The sequence below is a fragment of the Streptomyces sp. NPDC056734 genome (assembly GCF_042790455.1).
Lineage (GTDB): Bacteria > Actinomycetota > Actinomycetes > Streptomycetales > Streptomycetaceae > Streptomyces.
Genome location: NZ_JBHTZD010000011.1, coordinates 52,262 through 71,221 on the forward strand (window position 1 = coordinate 52,262; position 18,960 = coordinate 71,221).

Genomic DNA, 18,960 nt, shown 5'->3' on the forward strand with positions numbered 1-18,960 from the left:
GGTCCGTGGGTCAGTCGTCGAAGTGCGTCTTGGAACCCGCGGTGGAGGTCGTCGTCCCCAATTCTCTGAGCAGTGCCAGATCTGAGGCGGCGATCCGGCCATCCACGAGTACGTTCAACTGCTGTCCGGAGTCGTAGGCGTACGGAGTGGTGACGTCCAACTCCGCAGCCGGCCGTGCGTAGTTGAGCGTGAACGGTTGCATCGTCTCTCCCTCGTCGGTGCCGCTCCGAGCAAGCTGTCGGCAGGCCGCGTCATTGCTTCGCCCATGGATCTTCTGGGCCCCATGCACTTATACGAATCGAACGGGTGAATGGTTTCCTTACACTCCGTAGTCACAGGCGAGTTGAGCCGCTCTGAACCTGAGACGGTCGGGAGGGCCAATCGGTTGATCCGTGGACGACTTGTGTGGTTGCTGTGTGGTCCGGATCTCAGACGGGATCGCCCGGCCGGGCGACCTCCGCCCGCCCCCGCATGGTGCGCAGGGCGAGCAGGAGGACACCGATGTCATCGAGGTACACGGGATCGGGCAACAGGTCGGCGGGGAGTACGAAATACAGGACCGCGCCCCAGAAGACCCAGCGTGGACCGGTCGGGAGCCCCGCCCGGCGCAACCCCCGCCGCGCCCGCACCAGCCGCACCAGGAGTCCCACGGCGGCGGCCAGCGCCAGCGCGGCGAACACCAGGACGACGGCGATGAGCACCACGGTGGTCGTCTCCACAGGGTCCCCCTCGATCAGGTTCGGTCCCACTCGATCCCAGTCGGTCTCACTAGGCCCTACTCGGCCCTGCTCGATCCCCACGCCGCAATGCGTTCGCACTCCATGAATTCCCGCAAACGCGGGTCATATTGCTGCTTCGCGGCACAAGTCACATGAGAGGCCGTAGGCGGAAGCCTTTGTTCCGGGTCAAGAGAGTGTCTTGTCGCCGCTCATCTTGTTCCGTCTCGTTAAGAAGGGCCTGTGTGCCACGCGGGCGTGTCCCCCGAGGTTCGCTCAGGGGGACACGCCATCGGTACTGGCGCCGGCGCCGGGGTCCGTGCGGCGGCCGGGGAGCCGGAGCCGGCCGAAGGTCTGGGTCAGCTGGCGCAGCGGGGACGGCGCCGCTTCGGCGGGCCGCGCAGGCCCGGACAGGTCGCCGTAGGTCTCGCGGTAGGCGGCCAGCGCCTCATGGGCGGAGTCGGCGGCCTCCCGGTACAGATCGCGGGAGGTGGTCATCGCCTCCAGCGCCTCCACGTACATCGCCACCAGCCGCCGCTCGCGGTCCAGCTCCTCCTCCGTGGTGAGCAGCCGCCAGTCGTCGCGCAGGGCGGTCAGCAGCGGCTCGGCGCCGTCGGGCAGCCAGCGGAACAGCGCGGCGAACCGGGTCACCGTGCTGATCAGCTCCACCGGCTGTGAGCCGTCGAGGAACACCGAGCGCACGGTGAAGCCCTCGGCGGTGTACCCGGGCGGGGCGGGGACGCCCGGCAGCAGGACGGCGCCGCCGCGCGGCACCTCCACACCGGCCTCGCGCAGCGCCCAGTTCACGGGCCTGAGCTGCTGCGGCGCCGCGCGATGCTCGACCACCCGGTGCCGCAGCGCGGGCGGCAGCACGGCGGCCAGGGGTCTGAGGCCGCGCTCGTCGACGGTCATCGCCTCGTGGACGACGACATGGATCGTCCAGGGGTCGTGCGCGGCGGCCTTGAGCACCTGCCGCAGGTCGCGCTCCTCCGACGGCAGCGGATTGATCCTCCGCAGCCGCAGTTCCGTACCGGACTCATGGGCCCAGGAGTCGTCGTCCTCCGGCCAGAACAGGGTCGCGGGGGAGGGCCAGTGCAGCTCCCAGGCGGCCTCGGCCTCGGCCACCAGCGTCCACCGGCCGGTGTCGTCGAGGGTGAGCCGGGACCGGACGGTGACGGGCCCGTCCACCCGCCAGCGGGCCTCGACGACGAGCGGGCCGCCGCCGGTCTCGGACTCGGGCAGTTCGTAGAAGTCGTCCAGGGCGCCGGAGTCCTTGCGCAGGCGCAGGGTGCGCCGCAGGACGTCCGCCGCGCCGGAGCCGGCGTACCGACCGCGGGCCAGCCACACGGTCGGGGAGATCGAGGAGGAACTGGGCATGTGTCCATCGGTCAGAAGGGGCCAAGCAGTGCGATCAGCCAGTATCGCCGCACTCCTTGTGAAACATCGACCGGAACCGGCCCTGGTATGCGGGAATGCCCGCCCGGAGTGATCAGGAACACACCGCGCGCCGCACACGGGGAGTGCGCGGCGCGTACGGGGCGCGCTTCCCGCGCCACAGGTGACCGTCGCGCACCCGTGGCCCCGGACGTACCGTCTCACCACAATCACGGGGGCGAGCGGAACCGCCCTCCATCCGCATTGGGGCGGTTCCGCTCGCCTTCGGTCCGTCGCGTGGCCTTCCGTCCGCCGCGCGCGGGGAAACAGGGGACCCGTGCGGGATCAAGTACCGAGGGAACCCGGGCGGGATCAGGCGCCGCTCTCCCGGAGCATGTCCTCCCGCTCGACGATCTTCACCCGCTCGCGGCCCTGCGGCTCGCCCAGCGCCTTCTCGGCGGCGTCGAGCCGGTGCCAGCCCTCCCACGTGGTGAAGCGGACCTCGCGCCCGGCGAGGAAGTCGGACACGGCCTCCGGCTCCGGCGCCGACGGGGTGTGCAGCCGGTCATGGGCGTGGTCGTCGAGCAGGTTGGCGACCGTCTCGTTGGCGTCGCCCTTGGTGTGCCCGATCAGGCCGACCGGGCCGCGCCGGATCCAGCCCGTGACGTACACCGACCGCAGATGCGCCCCGCTCTCCTCGATGACCCGGCCGCCGGCGTCGGGGACGGTGCCCGAGTCGATGTCCCAGGGCAGCTTGGGCAGCTTGTCGGAGAGGTAGCCGACCGCCCGGTAGACCGCGCTGACGTCCCAGTCCTTGAACTCGCCGGTGCCCTTGACGTTGCCGGTGCCGTCGAGGGCGGTGCGCTCGGTGCGCAGGCCGACGACCTTGCCGTCCGCGCCGAGGATCTCCGTGGGGGACTCGAAGAAGTGCAGGAAGAGTTTGTGCGGCCGGTCGCCGACGTCGCGGATCGCCCAGTTCTCCAGGGTCTTGGCGACCATGTCGGCCTGCTTGTTGCCGCGCCGGGTCTCGATCGAGCCCGCGTCGTAGTCGATGTCCTCGGGGTCGACGATGACCTCGATGGTGGGGGAGTGGTCCAGCTCCCGCAGCTCCATCGGGCTGAACTTGGCCTGCGCGGGGCCGCGCCGCCCGAAGACGTGCACCTCCAGCGCCTTGTTGGCCTTCAGGCCCTCGTACACATTGGCCGGGATCTCGGTCGGCAGCAGTTCGTCCCCGGTCTTGGCCAGCACGCGGGCGATGTCCAGCGCCACGTTGCCGACGCCGAGCACGGCGACCTTCTCCGCCTCCAGCGGCCAGGTGCGCGGCACGTCCGGGTGTCCGTCGTACCAGGACACGAAGTCCGCGGCGCCGTAGGAGCCGTCCAGGTCCGCCCCCGGGACGGACAGCGCGCGGTCGGCCATCGCGCCGGTCGAGAAGATCACGCCGTCGTAGAACGAGCGCAGGTCGTCCAGGCTGATGTCGGTCGGGTACTCGACATTGCCGAAGAGCCGGATCTGCGGTTTGTCCAGCACCTGGTGCAGGGCGGTGATGATGCCCTTGATCCGGGGGTGGTCGGGGGCGACGCCGTAGCGGATCAGTCCGAACGGGGCCGGCATGCGCTCGAAGATGTCGATGGACACACCGGGCTCGGTGGCCACGTCGGACTTGAGCAGTGCATCGGCGGCGTAGATACCGGCGGGACCGGCTCCGACGATGGCTACCCGCAAGGGGCGGGGCATGATCAGGTTCCCTTCGAGCGATGATGGGCGACTCGAACGGGAAGCCTAAACTAAGGCAAGCCTAAGTTGGTACGCGGGTCCGGTCTATGGACTCATAAGGCGACCTTATGACCTCTCCTTCACCAGGTTATATGACCTACCTGCGGCCTCTCTGTGCCCTCCGTGCGGCGGCCGGGAGCGGGGCCCGGCCGGGCGTGACCAGTGATCAGGGTGATCGTTCATTGATCAGGATGATCGTTCATTCCGTTCGGGGCACCGGAATTCGGCGCCCCGGACGCTGTCACGCGAACCCGGAACGGAGGCACGGTCGGTGGCCGGCTGGATCACCGTCGGACTTGGAGCGGTCGCCGCGATGTGCCCGCTGTCACCCGGCACCGGAGCGGCCGTGACGGCTGACGCCGAGACCGGTGCGGCGCGTGTGGTGGTGTGCACGCCGGACGTCTGGGTCGAGATCGGCGCCGAGGCGCCGGCGCCCGAACCCCCCGAGACGCCCGAAGGACGTACCCCCGAGGTCCGTACGCCGCCGCGGCCGGAGGCGCCGCCGCCACCCCGTACGGCACCGGCGGAACGTTCCGCCCAGGCGACCCCCGCCGCGCCCGCCGCCGCACCCGGAGCACCGGCACCGCCCGCCGCACCCCCGCGAACACCCCCACCGCCCCCCGCGCCGGACCGCCCCGCCCCGGCACCGGACCGACCCGCGCCCCCACCGCAGGCGGCCACCACCCCGCCCGACACCACCCCCGGCACCCCGGACGACGGCTTCCGGTGGGTGCCCCGGAACCGCTACCGCCCCCCGGCCGGCGACCGCCGCGTCCCCGGCGGACTGTCCGTCGTGACCACCACGACCGTCGTCACCGTGCCCGCCATCCTCGCCGCGGCGGCCCTGCGCCCCGGATCGCGCCGCCGCCGCGGCTGACCCACCCCCGAGCGACCCCTCCTGGAGCCCCCCTGTGCCGGAATGGCTGATCTACACCCTTGCCGCCGTCCTGGTCTGCGCGTTCGTCGTCGCGGCCACCTCGATGAGGCATCGGCGGGTGGCCGCCGACGAGGACACCTCCGAGACGCCGGACGTCCTGGAGTACATGGTCATGATGGTCGGCGTGGTGTACGCGATCGTGCTCGGCCTCGCCATCGCGGGCGTATGGGAGGCACGCGGCGCGGCCGAGGACACCGTACGGCGTGAGGCGCAGGCGCTCTACGAGATCGATCAGCGGCTGGACGTCTATCCGGCCGAGTTCCGCAGCCAGGTGCGCGAGCGGATCGACGCCTACGCCCGGCACGCCGTCACCGCCGAGTGGGCCGCCATGGAGCGCGACGAGGAACCGGGCCCCACCGGCGCCGAACTCCTCAGCCGGATCCGGGCCGACCTCGCCCACCGCACGCCCGCCGACGAACTCCAGGCACAGGCATACCAGCCCCTGCTGGACGAGGTGGCCGCCGCCGACGTGGCCCGGCACGAACGGCTGGACAGCGCCGGGACCACCCTGCCCGGCGTGGTGTGGTTCGGGCTGGTGGCCGGGGGAGCGGTCATCCTCGGACTGCTCTTCACCCTCCAGATCAGACGCTCCACACGGGAGTTGGTCCTCGCCAGCGCCTTCAGCGCGCTCGTCGTCTTCCTGCTCTTCCTGGTGTGGAGCTTCGACGCCCCCTTCGGCCACACCGGCACGGACTCCGCGCAGCCCCTGCGGGAACTTCTCTCCACGCCGTTCTGATCCGACGTCCTCCCCCGCCGGGCTCGGTTCACAACGCGCGGTTGTGGGCCCGGCCCGGCGGTTGTTTGTGCGAGGGCGGGCGGCTCGTTTGGATGGTCTGCCGGAGCAGGGGTGAACGCGTCCGTGAGATCGCGCGGCGGCGGACGAAGCAGACAGAGGCGGGGCGGATACGTGGGCGGGGGATCACGGCGGTCGCTGGGACCGGCGTTCGGGCGGCTGTGGGCGGCGTACGCCATCAGCGCCTTCGGTACGCGGCTGGCCTTCGACGCGTTTCCGACGATCGCGATCCTGGTCCTGCACGCCGGGCCGTCCCAGGTCGCGGCGCTCGCGGCGACGGGCGCGGCGGTCGGGGCGGTGCTCGCCGTGCCGCTGGGGCCCTGGGTGGAGTTCCGCCCCAAGCGGCCGGTGATGATCGGCATGGACGTGGCGCGGGCCGCGGCCCTGCTGACCGTGCCGGCGGCCTTCGCGCTCGGGCTGCTGACCTTCACACAACTGCTGGTGATATCGGTGGTGGTCGCCGCGGCCGACATCGCCTTCGCCGCGGCCGCCGGCGCCTGCCTCAAAGCCCTGGTCGCGCCCGAGGACCTGCTGACCGCCAACGGACGGTTCGAGTCCACCGCCTGGACGGCCACCATGATCGGGCCGCCACTGGGCGGGGCGGCGGTCGGGCTGCTCGGGCCGATGGCGACCGTCGCCGCCGACGCCGCGAGCTATCTGCTGTCCGCGCTGGGCATCCGCGCGATCCCCGGCCCGGAACCCGCGCCCGCCGCCACCCGGACCGGCGGGCCACACCCCGCCGAACTGCTCGACGGCTGGCGCCATCTCCTCGCCCACCCCGTGCTGCGCCCGCTGCTGCTGAACTCCGTCGTCGTGAACGGGCTGATCATGGCGGGCGCACCGCTGCTCGCCGTCCTGATGCTCGGCCCGCTCGGATTCGCCCCGTGGGCCTACGCCCTGGCCTTCGCCGCGCCCTGTCTGGGCGGGCTGCTGGGCTCCCGCCTGTCCCGGCCGCTGGTGGAACGCCACGGGCGGCACCGGGTGCTGCTGACCGCCGGGACCCTGCGCGTCTGCTGGCCGATCGGCCTGGCCTTCGTCGGGCCCGGCACCGCCGGACTGCTGCTCGTCATGGCCGTCGAACTCGCCCTGATCACCTGCATGGGCGTCTTCACCCCGGTCCTCGCCACCCGCCGCCTGGAGCTGACGCCGCCCGACAAGGTCGCCCGTACCCTGTCCGCCTGGTCGGTCACCACCAAGGCGGGCATCGCCGCCACCACCGCGCTCTGGGGCCTGCTGGCCGCCCTCGTCGGCATCCGCGCCGCCCTCGCCCTGGCCGGACTGCTGCTCCTGCTGACCCCGCTGCTGCTGCCCCGGCACGACCGCGAGCCGGCCACCGCAGCCCGCCCCGCCTGACCCCGTCACTCGCTCCGCCTGACCCCCGTCACTCGCTCCGGTACGCCCCCGCCAGACCCGACGCCCGCAGCACCAGCTCGACCGTCTCCGGCAGCGAACTGCTCGCCGGTACGACCGTCTCCACCCCGCCCGGCAGCAGATCGGGCGGGCGGTACCACTCCCGCAGCTGCCCGGCGCCCACGACGTCGGCGATCGGCTGGGTGGCGTGCCGGGCGAGGGTCTCCTCGAAGGGCACGTCGAGATAGAACCAGTGGCTGCGGTCGCGGTGGTCGGCCAGCAGCAGGGCCGGCATGTCGCCGTAGTGCGCGACGGAGAGGATGCCTTCGAGCACCGTATGGAAGCCGTGCTCCAGCGCGTGGCGCACGGTCAGCTCGATCAGGCCGATGTTCGCGCCGCCGGGGATGTCCCGCTCGCGCAGCACCTCACGGCGCAGCACGTCCTGCCCGACCAGCGCGATGCCCCGCCCGTAGCGCTCCCGCAACCCTGCGGCGACGGAACTCTTCCCGGACGCGCTGTTGCCGCGCAGCACCACCAGCCGGGCGGGCCCTTCCCCGGCGGTCCCGGTCATCGCAGGACGGTCTCCCAGGTGTCGACCGCGTAGTGCAGCGACATTCCGTTACGGCTGTACAGCTCGGGTGCCCCGGTGTCGTTGGCGGTGTCGACGCCCAGCCCGATCCGGTCCCGGCCGAGGGCGGCGAGGGTGCCGAAGGCGTGGTGCAGCAGGAAGCCGCCCAGGCCGCGCCCGCGTGCCTCGCGGACCACCCCGATGCCGCTGATCCAGCCCATGGTCGTCAGGTTGTTGCGGGTCAGCAGGAATCCGGCGTCGCCGATGCCGTCGACCGTCAGGATCCAGACCAGGGACCAGTCCAGCCGCTCCGCGTCCAGATCGGCCAGCCACTGCTCGTACGTCCGTGGCTGGAAGTCGAAGTGGTCGACGAACGTCCGCTGGTCCAGCGCATGGGCGAGCACCCGGTCCGCCTCGGTCAGACAGGGCCGCACCCGCACCCCGGCGGGCGGCTCGGGCGGCAGGTCCCGCGCCGGGTCCAGGGCGCGGGTCAGCACGTGATAGCGCCGTACGGTGCCCCAGCCCCGCTCCTTGAGCAGCGCCTGGTCGGTGGTGGGCCGCACATTGAGCTGGAGATGGACCACGGCCCGGTCGGCGCCGTGGGACCGGGCCCGCTCCAGCGCCCGCCTCTCCAGGGCGATCAGCAGCCGCTCGCCGGTCTCCTGGTGGTCGGGCAGCACATAGTGCTCCATGTCGACGCGCTCGCCGCCCGACTCGTCCCACACCAGCCCGTACGCCACCAGCCGGTCCTCCTCGAACGCCAGCCAGGAGTCCCGGGTCAGGTCGGTCTCCGGATGCCGCAGATCCGCTTCGACGCTGTGCTGATCGGTCTCCGGCCGGCCGATCTCGATCCGGTCGATCTCATTGAGCAGGTCCGTGATGGCGGGCGCGTCGGCGAACGTGGCGGGGCGAAAGGTGGCGGTGGGCATGCGGTCAGGGTTCCGTGGCCGGGTCCTTCGCCGCAACGGAATTTCGTCCCACCACCAGCTGGAGCGCCACCAGCGTGTACTGCACGCCCTTGGTCGCCGTCATGCCCCGGCAGCTGATCACCGTGGCCATCACCAGACCCCAGCCGCACATCCGGCCGACCTTGGGGCCGAACCCCTTGACCGTCCAGGTGAAGGAGGTGCCGCAGTCGGGCATCGCCCTGTTCCGCTCGCGGTAGGCGAAGGCGACCAGCAGCATCGGCAGGAAGCCCGCGAGGAACACCGCGGGCATCTGGAGGCCGACCTCCCCGGCGGTGGAGCCGAGGGTGGAGGTGAGGCAGTAGACGGGGGCCACGGTGGAGATGCCGATGACCGCGCTGCCCACCAGACCGACGGAGTTCCCGCTCAGGCCCTTGGTGCGCATGCCGTCGGCCGGGGGCCCGTCGCCATTGTCCTTTGATTGCAAGGTCGCGCGCGAATACAGTGACCCGCCTCGATTGATCAAGGTAGGGAGAGCGAACAGTGCGCGTACGGGTGGGGATTCGGGTGGGGAGGAGAGCCATGGCCGCGACGGCCGTCGCGGCCATCGTGCTGGCCGGATGCTCGGGCGGTGGGGACGGCGAAGGCGATGGGGGTGACGGGGGCGAGGCGTCGGCGAGCGCGGCACCGGCCGCCGAGGTGCGCGCCGGTGGCACCGTCGGCCCGCCCGGCTCGGTCTGCGAGCTGCCGCTGACCTTCGACATCGCCGAGGAGTGGGAGCCGGACGCGGTCGATGTGGAGGGGATGGGGGAATTCATCGAACTGCTCCAGCTCGGGACGGTCACCGGCGTCTGTGAGATCGACGCCAAGCCCGCCGGGAACATCGGCTTCATCCGCGTGTACACCGGCGAACCCGGTGACGACGACGCGCAGGCCGTCCTGTCCGCCTTCGTCGCCGACGTGCCCGGGGCGATCGAGGAGCGGTACACCTCCTTCACCGCCGCCGGGGTCCCGGCCGGCGAGGTCACGTACCGCGTCGAGAGCGAGTTCTACGACGAGCCCAAGCCGGAACAGGCGTTCGCGCTGATCACCCCGGACGGGCCCGTCGTCGTCGAGGTCTCCGGCCTGGACCGGGAGGAGCACGAGGCGATGCTCCCGGCGTACGAACTCGCCAAGCGCACCGTGCGGATCACAAACTGACCGACGCAACGGACTGCGCCGTACGGGTTGTTGTTCACCTCCGGGAAGGCGTGAAATCAACTGACCCTGTGGTGCCGGTCGTCTGCGGCGCTCAGGCTCACCGGCATGACTGCCTTCCGACCGCACAGACCCCAGGTGATCCGTGCCGCCGCGGCCACGGCGGCGGCACTGTCCCTGTCCCTGTTCCTCACCCCGGCCGCGCACGCCTCCGCCGCCGCGGGCCCCTCCGGTCAGGGCACGCTGCCGCTCGGTGACCCCGGCCTCGCGGAGACCCGCAGCAGCCGGACGCTCGCGCCCGGGGTCACCCTCACCTCGATCGTCCGGGGCACCGAACCCGCGCCGCCGGACCAGATCAACACCACGACCAAGGGCCCCTGGGCGGTCAACGTCCTGACCATCGACCCGCGCGGGACGGACGGCCACCTCACCGCGACCTACGGCCCCGACCTCGCCCGGACCGAGCGCACCACCGAGCTCGTACGGCAGTCCGGCGCGCTCGTGGGCGTCAACGCCTCCTTCTTCACCTTCACCGCCAGCCGGCAGTACCCCGGCGACCCGGTCGGGCTCGGCCTCTACGGCGGACGGCTGCTCAGCGAGCCGACCACCGAACCCGCCGAGACCTCGTTCGTGGTCGACGCCCGCACCGACCGGGTGCTGATGGGCAAGCTCTCCTGGTCGGGCGGAGTCCGCAACAAACAGAGCGGCGCCACCCTGCCCCTGGAGTTCCTCAACCACCCGCCGGTCGTCCCGGCCGGGTGCGCCACGCTCCCCGACCCGACGGCCTGCACCGCGCCCGGCGACGTCGTCCGGTTCACGCCGGAGTTCGCCGCCGCCACCCCGTCCGGCGCCGGCGTCGAGGTGGTGCTCGACCGGCGCGGCTGCGTCGTACGCACCGAGCGCGACCGGGGCACCGAACTGGCCGCCGGCCAGACGTCCTTGCAGGCCACCGGCCGGGAGACGGCAACGCTCCTGGAGGTCGCCGGGACCGGCTGCCTCACCGTCTCCTCGCACCTCACGGACGAGGACGGGAAGCGGGTACCGGTGAGCGAGAGCCTGTCCGGCGTCAACGGCCGCTACCGGCTCACCGAGGGCGGCGAGATCGTCGTACCGTCCGGCTCGGGCAGCTTCTTCGCCCGCAACCCGCGCACGATCGCCGGGACCACCCAGGACGGGAAGATCGTCCTGGCGACCATCGACGGCCGGCTGACCAGCAGTGTCGGTACGACGATGAACGAGACCGCCGCCGTCGCCGACGCGCTGGGCCTGCGTGACGCGGTGAACCTCGACGGGGGCGGCTCCAGCACCCTGTCGGTGCGAGGGGAACTGGTGAACCGGCCCAGCGGCGGCACGGAACGGCTGGTCGGTGACGCGCTGGTCTTCTTTGAGGCGCCGTACCGGGGCTGACCCCCACCACCGGAAAATCACCGGCATTTCCGGCACGGCAGGCCCTAGCGTGACCCGGGTGACCGAACTTCACGGCATCCGGGTCGTGCTGAGCACGGCCGGACCCGACGACATCCCCGCCCTCGCGGCCATCCGTGCCACCGCCGAGGTCGCCGAGCGCTGGCGCGGTGGCCCCGACCTCGCGGCCGAGATCGCCAAGGACCTGGCGGATCCCGCCACCCACTGTCTGACCGTCCGCCACCAGGACCGGATCGCCGGGATGATCCAGTGGTACGAGGAGACCGAGCCCGACTACCGGCACGCGGGCATCGACATCTTCCTCGACCCCGGGGTGCACGGCGCCGGGCTGGGCACGGACGCGGTACGCACCCTGGCCCGCCACCTCGTGCGCGACCTCGGCTTCCACCGCCTGGTCATCGACCCGGCCGCCGACAACGCCCCCGCCATCCGCTGCTACACCAAGGTCGGCTTCCGGCCGGTCGGGGTCATGCGGCAGTACGAGCGTGGCCCGGACGGCAGCTGGCACGACGGGTTGCTGATGGATCTGCTGGCGGACGAGCTGGCCGACTAGTCCGCTGCCCGGTCACGCCTTCGCGCGTTCACCTCTCCCGGCGGTCACGGCAGCAACCCCGCCTCACCCCTCCCGCCGGCAGTACAGGAACAGCTCCGGCTCCGGAGCCGCCTCCGGGAGGGCCGGGGTGAACAGGACCTCGTCCCGCTCCAGCACGGTCAGCCCCGCCTCCGTCGCCAGCGCCACGAACCGCTCCGTGGAGAAGCTCGACGCGCGGACCGGCCGGCCCATGAAGACCGCCTCGACGTCCTCGGCCTCCAGCGGCACCGTCGCGAGCACCAGATGCCCCGACGGCTTCACCGCCCGCGCCATCCGCCCGATCAGCGCGGACTGCTCGGCCTGGCTCATCTGGAGCAGCGAGAAGTAGGCGCAGGCCGCGTCGTAATGGGCCTCGGGGAGCGCCACCTCACGGGCGTCCGCGCACACGAACGTCGCCTTCGGCACCTGCCGGGCGGCCAGTTCCACCATCACCGGGGAGACATCGATGCCCCGGACGTCATGCCCGGCGGCGGCGAGCGTCTCGGCGGTCGGCCGTCCCGTGCCGCTGCCCACGTCCAGCACCCGGCTGCCCGGCGCCAGCCGCCCCAGCAGCCACTCCAGCGAGCGGCGATGCGGCTCCGACGCGGCGAAGGCGTCCTGGTACGCGGCGCCGATCGCGTCGAACGTCACGGCGGCGGGCGGCCTGAGCGATGCGTCGGTCACAGTGGGGTCCCTTCGTCCGGTGGGCGCCGCCGGTGCGTGCGCGCCGCACCTAGCGTTCCAACGCGGGCGGGGGCGCGAAACGGGCTCCGGTTGCGCGCCGTCGCCCCGGCGGGGCAGGGTGCCTGCGTGGCCACCCTGCTGATCGTGCATCACACGCCCTCCCCGAACTGCCAGGCCCTCTTCGAGGCCGTCGTCTCCGGCGCGACCGATCCCGACATCGAGAACGTCCACGTGGTACGGCGGGCCGCGCTGGCCGCGACCGCGTCGGACGTGCTGGCGGCGGACGGGTATCTGCTCGGCACCCCGGCGAACCTCGGCTATATGAGCGGGGCCCTCAAGCATTTCCTCGACCAGGTCTACTACCCCTGCCTCGACGGCACCCGGGGCCGCCCCTTCGGCTACTGGATCCACGGCGGCAACGACGTCACCGGCGCCGCCCGCGCCCTCGACGCCATCACCACCGGGCTGGGCTGGCGGCGGGCCGCCGAACCGGTGACCGTCACCGGCGAGCCCGTCAAGGCCGACCTGGAGTCCTGCTGGGAACTGGGCGCCACGCTGGCGGCGGGCCTGATGGACCAGGACTCCGCGTGAGGGGATCCGTATGACCGGATCCCGTATGACCGGATCCCGGATGGCCGAGGCTCCGTACGGCCGGGTCTCAGCCCCGCCAGCGGTAACGGCGCTCCGGCCGCCCCGCCGCCCCGTACCGCAGGGCCACCTCCACCGTGCCCGTGGTGTGGAAGTACTCCAGATAGCGGCGGGCGCTGACCCGGGACACGCCCGTCAGGGTGGCGCACTCGGTCGCCGAGAGGGTGCCGTCGGTGTCGCGCAGGGTGCGTTCGATCAGCTCGGCCGTCTCCACGCTCATCCCCTTGGGCAGCCCGCCGGACACCGGAGCCGACCCGCCCGACAGGACCCGGTCCACATCGGCCTGACTGCGCACCACCGTGGTCAGCAGCCGCCCGCGCTGGGCCGCGTACCGCTCAAGGCGGGAGCGGAGATCCTCGAACTCGAACGGCTTGAGGAGATAGTCGACCACCCCGTGCCGTACGGCACCGCGCACCGTGTCGGCCTCCCGGGCCGCGCTGATCACCATCACGTCGCAGTCGTGCCCCGCCGCGCGCAGCCGGGGGATGACGTCCAGGCCGAACCCGTCCGGGAGATACAGATCGAGCAGGACCAGATCGGGGCGGTGCTCGTCGACGGCCGTCACCGCCTGCTCGCCCGTACTGGCCACCCCGACCACCCGGAAGGGCGGTACCCGCTCCACGAAGGCACGGTGGACGCGGGCCACCATGAAGTCGTCGTCCACCACCAGGACGTCCAGGGTCTGGCCCGTCGTCCCGTCGGCCCCACTCATGGTCTCGCTCCTTCCGTCACCTCGGCGCTGAGGCGACCGACCGTCATGCGCGCGGTGAACTTGGCGCCCTCCGGCGTGTTGGCCACGGCGATCTCCCCGCCGTGACGTTCGCAGACCAGCCGGGTCAGGGCCAGCCCGATGCCCCGCTCGCCCTCCCGGGCGACCTTGGTGGTGAAGCCGTGCTCGAACACCTCCCGGGCCAGCTCCGGCGCCACGCCCGGCCCCGAGTCCCGTACCACGATCTCCACCCCGGAGGCGTCCTGGCGGATACCGACCTCGACCCAGGCGTCCTGGGCGGCGGTGGCGCCGGACGGGGCGGCGGCGTCCACGGCGTTGTCGACCAGATTGCCCACCACGGTCGCCACATCGGCGGCGTCCTCGGGGGCCAGCCGGCCCAGCGAGGTGCCGTCGGAGATGCGCAGACTGACCCGGCGTTCGGCGGCGAGCGACGACTTGGCCGTGAGCAGCGCCGCCACCGCCGTGTCCCGGACCCGGCGGCTGAGGATGACGTCCAGGGACTGGCGGCGCAGGGTGAGCGCCCGGATGTAGTGCACCACCTCCTCCTGCTCGCCGATCTGGATCAGCCCGGAGATGGTGTGCAGCTGGTTGGCGAACTCGTGGGCCTGCGCCCGCAGCAGCTCCGAGGAACTGCGGAAGGAGCCGATCTCCCGTTCGAGGCGGGCCAGTTCGGTGCGGTCGCGCAGGGTGGTGACCGAGCCGAGCGGGCGGCCGTCCTTGGTGACCGTCATCCGGTTCATCACCAGCACCCGGCCGCCCCGGATGACGACCTCGTCCCGCCGGTCCACCGCGTCGTCCCGCCCGTCCGCCGCCCGGTCCCGTCCGCCGGTGACCGTCCCGTTCTCCCGTCCTCCGGTCACCGTCCCGTTCTCCCGGCCGCCGGTCAGCACATCGCGCAGCCGGCCGTCGATGCCGAGCGCGTCCAGCCCCCGCCCCTCGCAGTCCGCGGGCAGGTCGAGCAGCCGCCGCCCCACGTCGTTGACCAGCGTCAGCCGGTGCTGCGGATCGAGCGCGACCACCCCCTCGGCGAGCCCGTACAGCATGGCCTCCCGGTGCTCGGCCAGCCCGGCGATCTCCCGGGGCTCCAGGCCCAGCGTCTGCCGTTTGACGCGCCGGGCGAGCAGCCAGGAACCGGCGAGGCCGAGACCGCTGGCGATCCCGAGATAGGCGATCAGATACGAGGAGGCGTTGTTCAGCCGCTGCCAGACCGTCGGGGACTCCTCGCCGATCATCACCGTGCCCAGCACCCGGCCGACGCTGCCCTCCTGCTCCCCGAGCACCGGCACCTGCGCCACCCGCTCCCGGCTGTCGCCCAGGCTCAGCTCGCCCGACCAGCCCCGGTCCGGCTCCGCCCCGGCGCCCGCCGCCCGCGGCAGCGGCTCACCGATCACCGTCGGGTCGGTCGAGCTGACGATCAGCCCGTTGCCGTCGGCGATCGTCACCGAGGTCACCCCGGACTGGGTCCGGGTGGAGTTCACCAGCGGGGCCAGCGCCTCGCGCGGCAGCAGCGGCTGTTCCAGCTGGCCGCGCACCAGCGGGGTCGCGGCGAGCTGCTCGGCGAGCGCGGTGACCCGTCGGCCCTCGACCCGGTCGAACGTCGCCTCCGACTGGGCGAGCGAGACGGCCGCGACCGCCAGCAGCACCATCACCACGATGGCGAGCTGAAGCACCAGCATCTCGCCCGCGAGGGTCTGACGGCGGAAAGTGGCGGCCATGGCGGGGTCAACCTCATCGTCCTGTGCGGGGTCGTCCTGTGCGGGGTCGTCCGGTGCGGGGTCGCCTCATGATGGCCGCCAAGCGGGCCGGGGGAAAGGCACCGGTTGGTAACGGGGGGTGACGGGCTGGGCCGGATGCATGTGGCCGCGGGCCTGGTCCGGCCGGGCCCTGGTGACCGCAGCCCGGCCGGGCCCGTTGTCACAAAGACCAAAACCTCCGTTGGTTCCGCAAGCGAGACACCGTGTTTACGCCAGTGCAACATGTGGTCCACGTCACCCTCCCCCAAGGGCCGCTCACCCCTCCCCACAGGGCTTCTTCTTCCGTCTGTGTGAATCCGCACCCACGTATGTGAATTCCACACCCATGTAACCGACAGGTGGTGGCATTCGTGCGCCTGCGCACTCCCCTGCGCACTCCCCTCGCCCTGCTCGGGGCCGCCGTGCTCGTCCTGCTCGGGCCGCCGCTGCTGACCACCGGCAGCGGCGCCGAGACCGGCACCCAGATCCCGGGCCTGCGCTTCATGGTCCCCAACACGCCCGGAGGCGGGTACGACATCACGGCCCGCACCGCAGCGAAGAACGCCGAGGACGCCGGGCTCACCTCCGGCATCGAGGTGTTCAACCTCCCCGGCGCGGGCGGCACCGTCGGACTGACCCGGCTGGTCAGCGAGCACGGCAACGGCAAGCTCGCGATGTCGATGGGGCTCGGCGTGGTCGGCGCGGTCCGCTCCAACGACGCGCCCAAGACCCTCGCCGACACCACCCCGATCGCCCGCCTCACCGAGGAGCAGGACGTCGTGGTGGTCGCCAAGGACTCCCCGTACCGGACCATCGACGACCTGGTCGAGGCGTGGAAGGCCGACCCAGGCAAACTGCCGGTCGGCGGCGGGTCCTCACCCGGCGGCCCCGACCATCTCGCCCCGATGCTGATGGCCCAGGCCGCCGGGATCGCCCCGAAGGACGTCAACTACATCCCCTTCGACGGCGGCGGCGAACTCCTCGCCTCCATCCTCGGCAACAAGGTCGGCTTCGGGGTGTCCGGCGTCGGCGAGTACCTCGACCAGATCAAGGCGGGCGAACTGCGGCTGCTCGCCGTCACCGGCCCCGAACGGGTGGACGGGCTCGACGCGCCCACCCTCATGGAGGCCGGCTACGACGTGAACTTCACCAACTGGCGCGGCATCGTCGCCCCGCCCGGCCTCTCCGACGCCGAACGCGACAAGCTCGTCCGCCTCGTCGAGGAACTGCACGACTCCCCGCAGTGGCAGAAGTCCATGCAGCAGAACGGCTGGGACGACGCCTTCCTGACCGGCGACGAGTTCGGCGCCTTCCTGGACGCCCAGGACAAGCGCGTGGTCTCCGTGCTGAAGGAGCTGGGACTGTGACGACACCGACCACCGACGCCACCCCGGCGCCCGACGGGCCCGCCGCCGACCGCCGCTCCTGGTGGCGCGACTACTCCGAACTCGGCGTCTGCGTCCTGCTGCTGGCGCTCGGCATCCTGGTGCTGACCGACGCCCTCACCATGGACGTCGACATCACCCAGCGCGGACCCGTCGGCCCCAGGACGGTGCCCATCGCCGTCGGCATCGGCTTGCTGCTCATCGCCGCCCTGCTCGCCGCCGACGTACTGCGCGGCGGCCGGGGCCAGGCCGAGACCGGCGAGGACGTCGACCTCTCCGAACCCGCCGACTGGCGTACCGTCCTGCTGCTCGCCGGGGTGTTCCTGGCCACCGCCGTCCTCATCGAACCGCTCGGCTTCCCCATCGCCGGGGCCCTGCTGTTCTGGGGCGCGGCCTACGCCCTCGGCAGCCGCCGCCTCGACCGCGACCCGCTGATCGCCGCGGGCCTGTCCCTCGTCACCTACGTGCTGTTCAACGACCTGCTCGGGGTACCCCTGCCCGGCGGTCCGCTGATGGGAGTGCTCTGAGATGGACGCCCTCAACTCCCTGCTGGACGGCTTCGGGACCGCCCTGACGCCGATGAACCTGCTGTGGGCCGCCCTCGGTGTGCTCCTCGGCACCGCCATCGGTGTCCTCCCGGGGATCGGCCCGGCCATGGCCGTCGCCCTGCTGCTGCCGGTGACGTACGGACTCGAACCGATCGGCGCGTTCATCATGTTCGCCGGTATCTACTACGGCGCGATGTTCGGCGGCTCGACCACCTCCATCCTGCTCAACACCCCAGGTGAGAGCGCGGCCGTGGTCGCCGCGATGGAGGGCAATCCGATGGCCAAGTCCGGCCGCGGCGCCCAAGCCCTCGCCGCCGCCGCCATCGGGCACTTCGCGGGCGGCATGGTCGGCACGATCCTGCTGGTGGCGCTCGCCCCGGCGGTCGCCGAACTCGCCGTCGACATCGGCGCGCCCGACTACTTCGCCATCATGGTCCTCGCCTTCATCGCGGTGACCTCCGTCCTCGGCTCCTCCCGCATCCGCGGCCTAGCCTCCCTGCTGATCGGCCTCACCATCGGCCTCGTCGGGCTCGACCAGATGACCGGCCAGCAGCGGCTCACCTTCGGCTCGCTGCAACTCGCCGACGGCATCGACGTGGTGATCGTCGCGGTCGGGCTCTTCGCGATCGGCGAGGCCCTGTGGGTCGCCGCCCATCTGCGGCGCAGACCGCCCGAGCCGATCCCCGTCGGCCGCCCCTGGCTCGGCAAGAAGGACGTCCGCCGCACCTGGAAGGCATGGGCGCGCGGCCCGTTCATAGGCTTCCCCTTCGGCGCCATCCCCGCGGGCGGCGCCGAGATCCCCACCTTCCTCTCCTATGTCACCGAGAAGCGCCTGTCCAAGCACAAGGACGAATGGGGCAAGGGCGCCATCGAGGGCGTCGCCGGACCCGAGTCCGCCGCGTCCGCCTCGGCGGCCGGCACCCTGGTCTCGATGCTGACCCTGGGCCTGCCCACCACGGCCGTCGCCGCCGTCATGCTGGCCGCCTTCCAGCAGTACGGCATCCAGCCCGGCCCGCTGCTCTTCGAACGCGAACCCGACCTGGTGTGGGGCCTGATCGCCTCCCTCTTCGTCGGCATGGTGCTGCTCCTCGCCCTCAACCTGCCGCTCGCGCCGGTCTGGGCGAAGCTGCTGCGCATCCCGCGGCCCTACCTCTACGCGGGCATCCTGTTCTTCGCGGCGGTCGGCGCCTACGCGGTCGGCGGCGAGGTCATCGACCTGGTGATCCTGCTGCTCATCGGCCTGATCGGCTTCGGCATGCGGCGCTACGGGCTGCCGGTGCTGCCCGCCATCATCGCCGTGATCCTCGGCCCCAACGCCGAGCAACAACTGCGCCGCGCGCTCCAGATCAGCGACGGGAGTGTCGGCGGGCTGGTGAACACACCGTTCTCGGTGACCGTGTATGCGGTGATCGTGCTGCTGCTGGCGTGGCCGCTGCTGAAGCGGATCCCGTGGCGGGGGAGGGCGGCGCGGTCCTGAGCCCGGTCTGTCGGCCACGGTCACCCCGTGTTGGAGGGGGTGCCGGGCCGACAGCCCGGTTTGGCACCGGGGTTTTGTGAACGGGGGTTGCGGGCTTATTGGCGAACTCACAATCGCCCAGAGCGGCGGGTTATAGAAACAGG

19 protein-coding genes and 1 pseudogene are annotated in these 18,960 nt (G+C 72.1%); 10 read left to right on the forward strand and 10 right to left on the reverse strand.

Annotated elements, in window-relative coordinates:
• Positions 1 to 10: 10 nt before the first annotated feature.
• The 4 genes from tgmA to ACFRFC_RS18360 form a co-directional block, all read right to left on the reverse strand.
• Positions 11 to 202, reverse strand: a complete 192-nt coding sequence (gene tgmA / locus ACFRFC_RS18345; RefSeq protein ID WP_382687973.1) for a putative ATP-grasp-modified RiPP — start codon at positions 200 to 202, stop codon at positions 11 to 13.
• Between the two features lie 226 nt (positions 203 to 428).
• Complete coding sequence (locus ACFRFC_RS18350) at positions 429 to 719, reverse strand: DUF1232 domain-containing protein (protein WP_382687975.1); 291 nt, start codon at positions 717 to 719, stop codon at positions 429 to 431.
• 273 nt (positions 720 to 992) lie between these two features.
• Positions 993 to 2,093 (reverse strand): hypothetical protein, encoded by a 1,101-nt coding sequence (locus ACFRFC_RS18355; RefSeq protein ID WP_382687977.1) that lies wholly within the window; start codon positions 2,091 to 2,093, stop codon positions 993 to 995.
• Between the two features lie 369 nt (positions 2,094 to 2,462).
• Positions 2,463 to 3,827, reverse strand: a complete 1,365-nt coding sequence (locus ACFRFC_RS18360; protein WP_382687980.1) for an FAD-dependent oxidoreductase — start codon at positions 3,825 to 3,827, stop codon at positions 2,463 to 2,465.
• Between the two features lie 310 nt (positions 3,828 to 4,137).
• Between ACFRFC_RS18360 and ACFRFC_RS18365 the strand changes: the two genes are divergently transcribed.
• The 3 genes from ACFRFC_RS18365 (at position 4,138) to ACFRFC_RS18375 (ending at position 6,949) form a co-directional block, all read left to right on the forward strand.
• The gene (locus ACFRFC_RS18365) at positions 4,138 to 4,743 is read left to right on the forward strand and encodes a hypothetical protein (RefSeq protein WP_382687983.1); all 606 of its coding nucleotides are present in this window, start codon (positions 4,138 to 4,140) and stop codon (positions 4,741 to 4,743) included.
• A 34-nt stretch (positions 4,744 to 4,777) separates the two neighbouring features.
• The gene (locus ACFRFC_RS18370; RefSeq protein WP_382687985.1) at positions 4,778 to 5,539 is read left to right on the forward strand and encodes a hypothetical protein; all 762 of its coding nucleotides are present in this window, start codon (positions 4,778 to 4,780) and stop codon (positions 5,537 to 5,539) included.
• Between the two features lie 171 nt (positions 5,540 to 5,710).
• The gene (locus tag ACFRFC_RS18375) at positions 5,711 to 6,949 is read left to right on the forward strand and encodes an MFS transporter (RefSeq protein WP_382687988.1); all 1,239 of its coding nucleotides are present in this window, start codon (positions 5,711 to 5,713) and stop codon (positions 6,947 to 6,949) included.
• A gap of 28 nt (positions 6,950 to 6,977) precedes the next feature.
• Here the strand turns inward: ACFRFC_RS18375 and ACFRFC_RS18380 are convergent, their stop codons facing one another.
• From ACFRFC_RS18380 to ACFRFC_RS18390, 3 genes and pseudogenes are all read right to left on the reverse strand, one after another.
• On the reverse strand, positions 6,978 to 7,517 hold the full coding sequence (locus tag ACFRFC_RS18380; RefSeq protein ID WP_382687991.1) for a kinase: 540 nt from the start codon (positions 7,515 to 7,517) through the stop codon (positions 6,978 to 6,980).
• A complete protein-coding gene (locus tag ACFRFC_RS18385; protein WP_382687993.1) occupies positions 7,514 to 8,443 on the reverse strand; it encodes a GNAT family N-acetyltransferase in 930 nt (309 codons plus the stop codon). Before ACFRFC_RS18385 ends, ACFRFC_RS18380 begins: the two co-directional genes overlap by 4 nt.
• Positions 8,444 to 8,492: 49 nt before the next feature.
• Positions 8,493 to 8,864 (reverse strand): annotated as a pseudogene (locus ACFRFC_RS18390) (amino acid transporter); the annotation flags it as partial.
• Positions 8,865 to 9,001: 137 nt separating this feature from the next.
• Here ACFRFC_RS18390 and ACFRFC_RS18395 point away from each other — a divergent pair.
• The 3 genes from ACFRFC_RS18395 to ACFRFC_RS18405 all read left to right on the forward strand — a co-directional run bounded on the left by ACFRFC_RS18395 (position 9,002) and on the right by ACFRFC_RS18405 (position 11,594).
• A complete protein-coding gene (locus tag ACFRFC_RS18395; protein WP_382687996.1) occupies positions 9,002 to 9,619 on the forward strand; it encodes a lipoprotein in 618 nt (205 codons plus the stop codon).
• A gap of 105 nt (positions 9,620 to 9,724) precedes the next feature.
• On the forward strand, positions 9,725 to 11,023 hold the full coding sequence (locus ACFRFC_RS18400; protein WP_382687999.1) for a phosphodiester glycosidase family protein: 1,299 nt from the start codon (positions 9,725 to 9,727) through the stop codon (positions 11,021 to 11,023).
• Positions 11,024 to 11,081: 58 nt separating this feature from the next.
• Positions 11,082 to 11,594, forward strand: coding sequence for a GNAT family N-acetyltransferase (locus tag ACFRFC_RS18405; RefSeq protein WP_382688002.1), 513 nt, complete (start codon positions 11,082 to 11,084; stop codon positions 11,592 to 11,594).
• A gap of 63 nt (positions 11,595 to 11,657) precedes the next feature.
• On the opposite strand, the gene ACFRFC_RS18410 is transcribed toward ACFRFC_RS18405, so the two are convergent.
• The gene (locus ACFRFC_RS18410) at positions 11,658 to 12,296 is read right to left on the reverse strand and encodes a class I SAM-dependent methyltransferase (protein ID WP_382688004.1); all 639 of its coding nucleotides are present in this window, start codon (positions 12,294 to 12,296) and stop codon (positions 11,658 to 11,660) included.
• A 126-nt stretch (positions 12,297 to 12,422) separates the two neighbouring features.
• Here ACFRFC_RS18410 and ACFRFC_RS18415 point away from each other — a divergent pair, with 126 nt between their 5' ends.
• Positions 12,423 to 12,887 carry a flavodoxin family protein gene (locus ACFRFC_RS18415; protein ID WP_382688007.1) on the forward strand — a complete coding sequence of 155 codons (465 nt, stop codon included), beginning with the start codon at positions 12,423 to 12,425 and terminating at the stop codon, positions 12,885 to 12,887.
• A 67-nt stretch (positions 12,888 to 12,954) separates the two neighbouring features.
• Here the strand turns inward: ACFRFC_RS18415 and ACFRFC_RS18420 are convergent, their stop codons facing one another.
• Positions 12,955 to 13,656 (reverse strand): response regulator, encoded by a 702-nt coding sequence (locus ACFRFC_RS18420; RefSeq protein ID WP_382688010.1) that lies wholly within the window; start codon positions 13,654 to 13,656, stop codon positions 12,955 to 12,957.
• Positions 13,653 to 15,389, reverse strand: a complete 1,737-nt coding sequence (locus ACFRFC_RS18425) for an ATP-binding protein (protein WP_382688013.1) — start codon at positions 15,387 to 15,389, stop codon at positions 13,653 to 13,655. Before ACFRFC_RS18425 ends, ACFRFC_RS18420 begins: the two co-directional genes overlap by 4 nt.
• Positions 15,390 to 15,778: 389 nt before the next feature.
• Between ACFRFC_RS18425 and ACFRFC_RS18430 the strand changes: the two genes are divergently transcribed.
• Genes ACFRFC_RS18430 through ACFRFC_RS18440 form a run of 3 tightly spaced genes read left to right on the forward strand, consistent with a single transcriptional unit; the run spans position 15,779 to position 18,817 of the window.
• Entirely contained in the window at positions 15,779 to 16,774 is a 996-nt protein-coding gene (locus tag ACFRFC_RS18430) for a Bug family tripartite tricarboxylate transporter substrate binding protein (RefSeq protein WP_382688354.1), read from the forward strand.
• Positions 16,771 to 17,319, forward strand: coding sequence for a tripartite tricarboxylate transporter TctB family protein (locus ACFRFC_RS18435; RefSeq protein WP_382688015.1), 549 nt, complete (start codon positions 16,771 to 16,773; stop codon positions 17,317 to 17,319). Before ACFRFC_RS18430 ends, ACFRFC_RS18435 begins: the two co-directional genes overlap by 4 nt.
• Before the next feature lies 1 nt (position 17,320).
• A complete protein-coding gene (locus ACFRFC_RS18440) occupies positions 17,321 to 18,817 on the forward strand; it encodes a tripartite tricarboxylate transporter permease (protein WP_382688018.1) in 1,497 nt (498 codons plus the stop codon).
• Positions 18,818 to 18,960 lie beyond the last annotated feature (143 nt).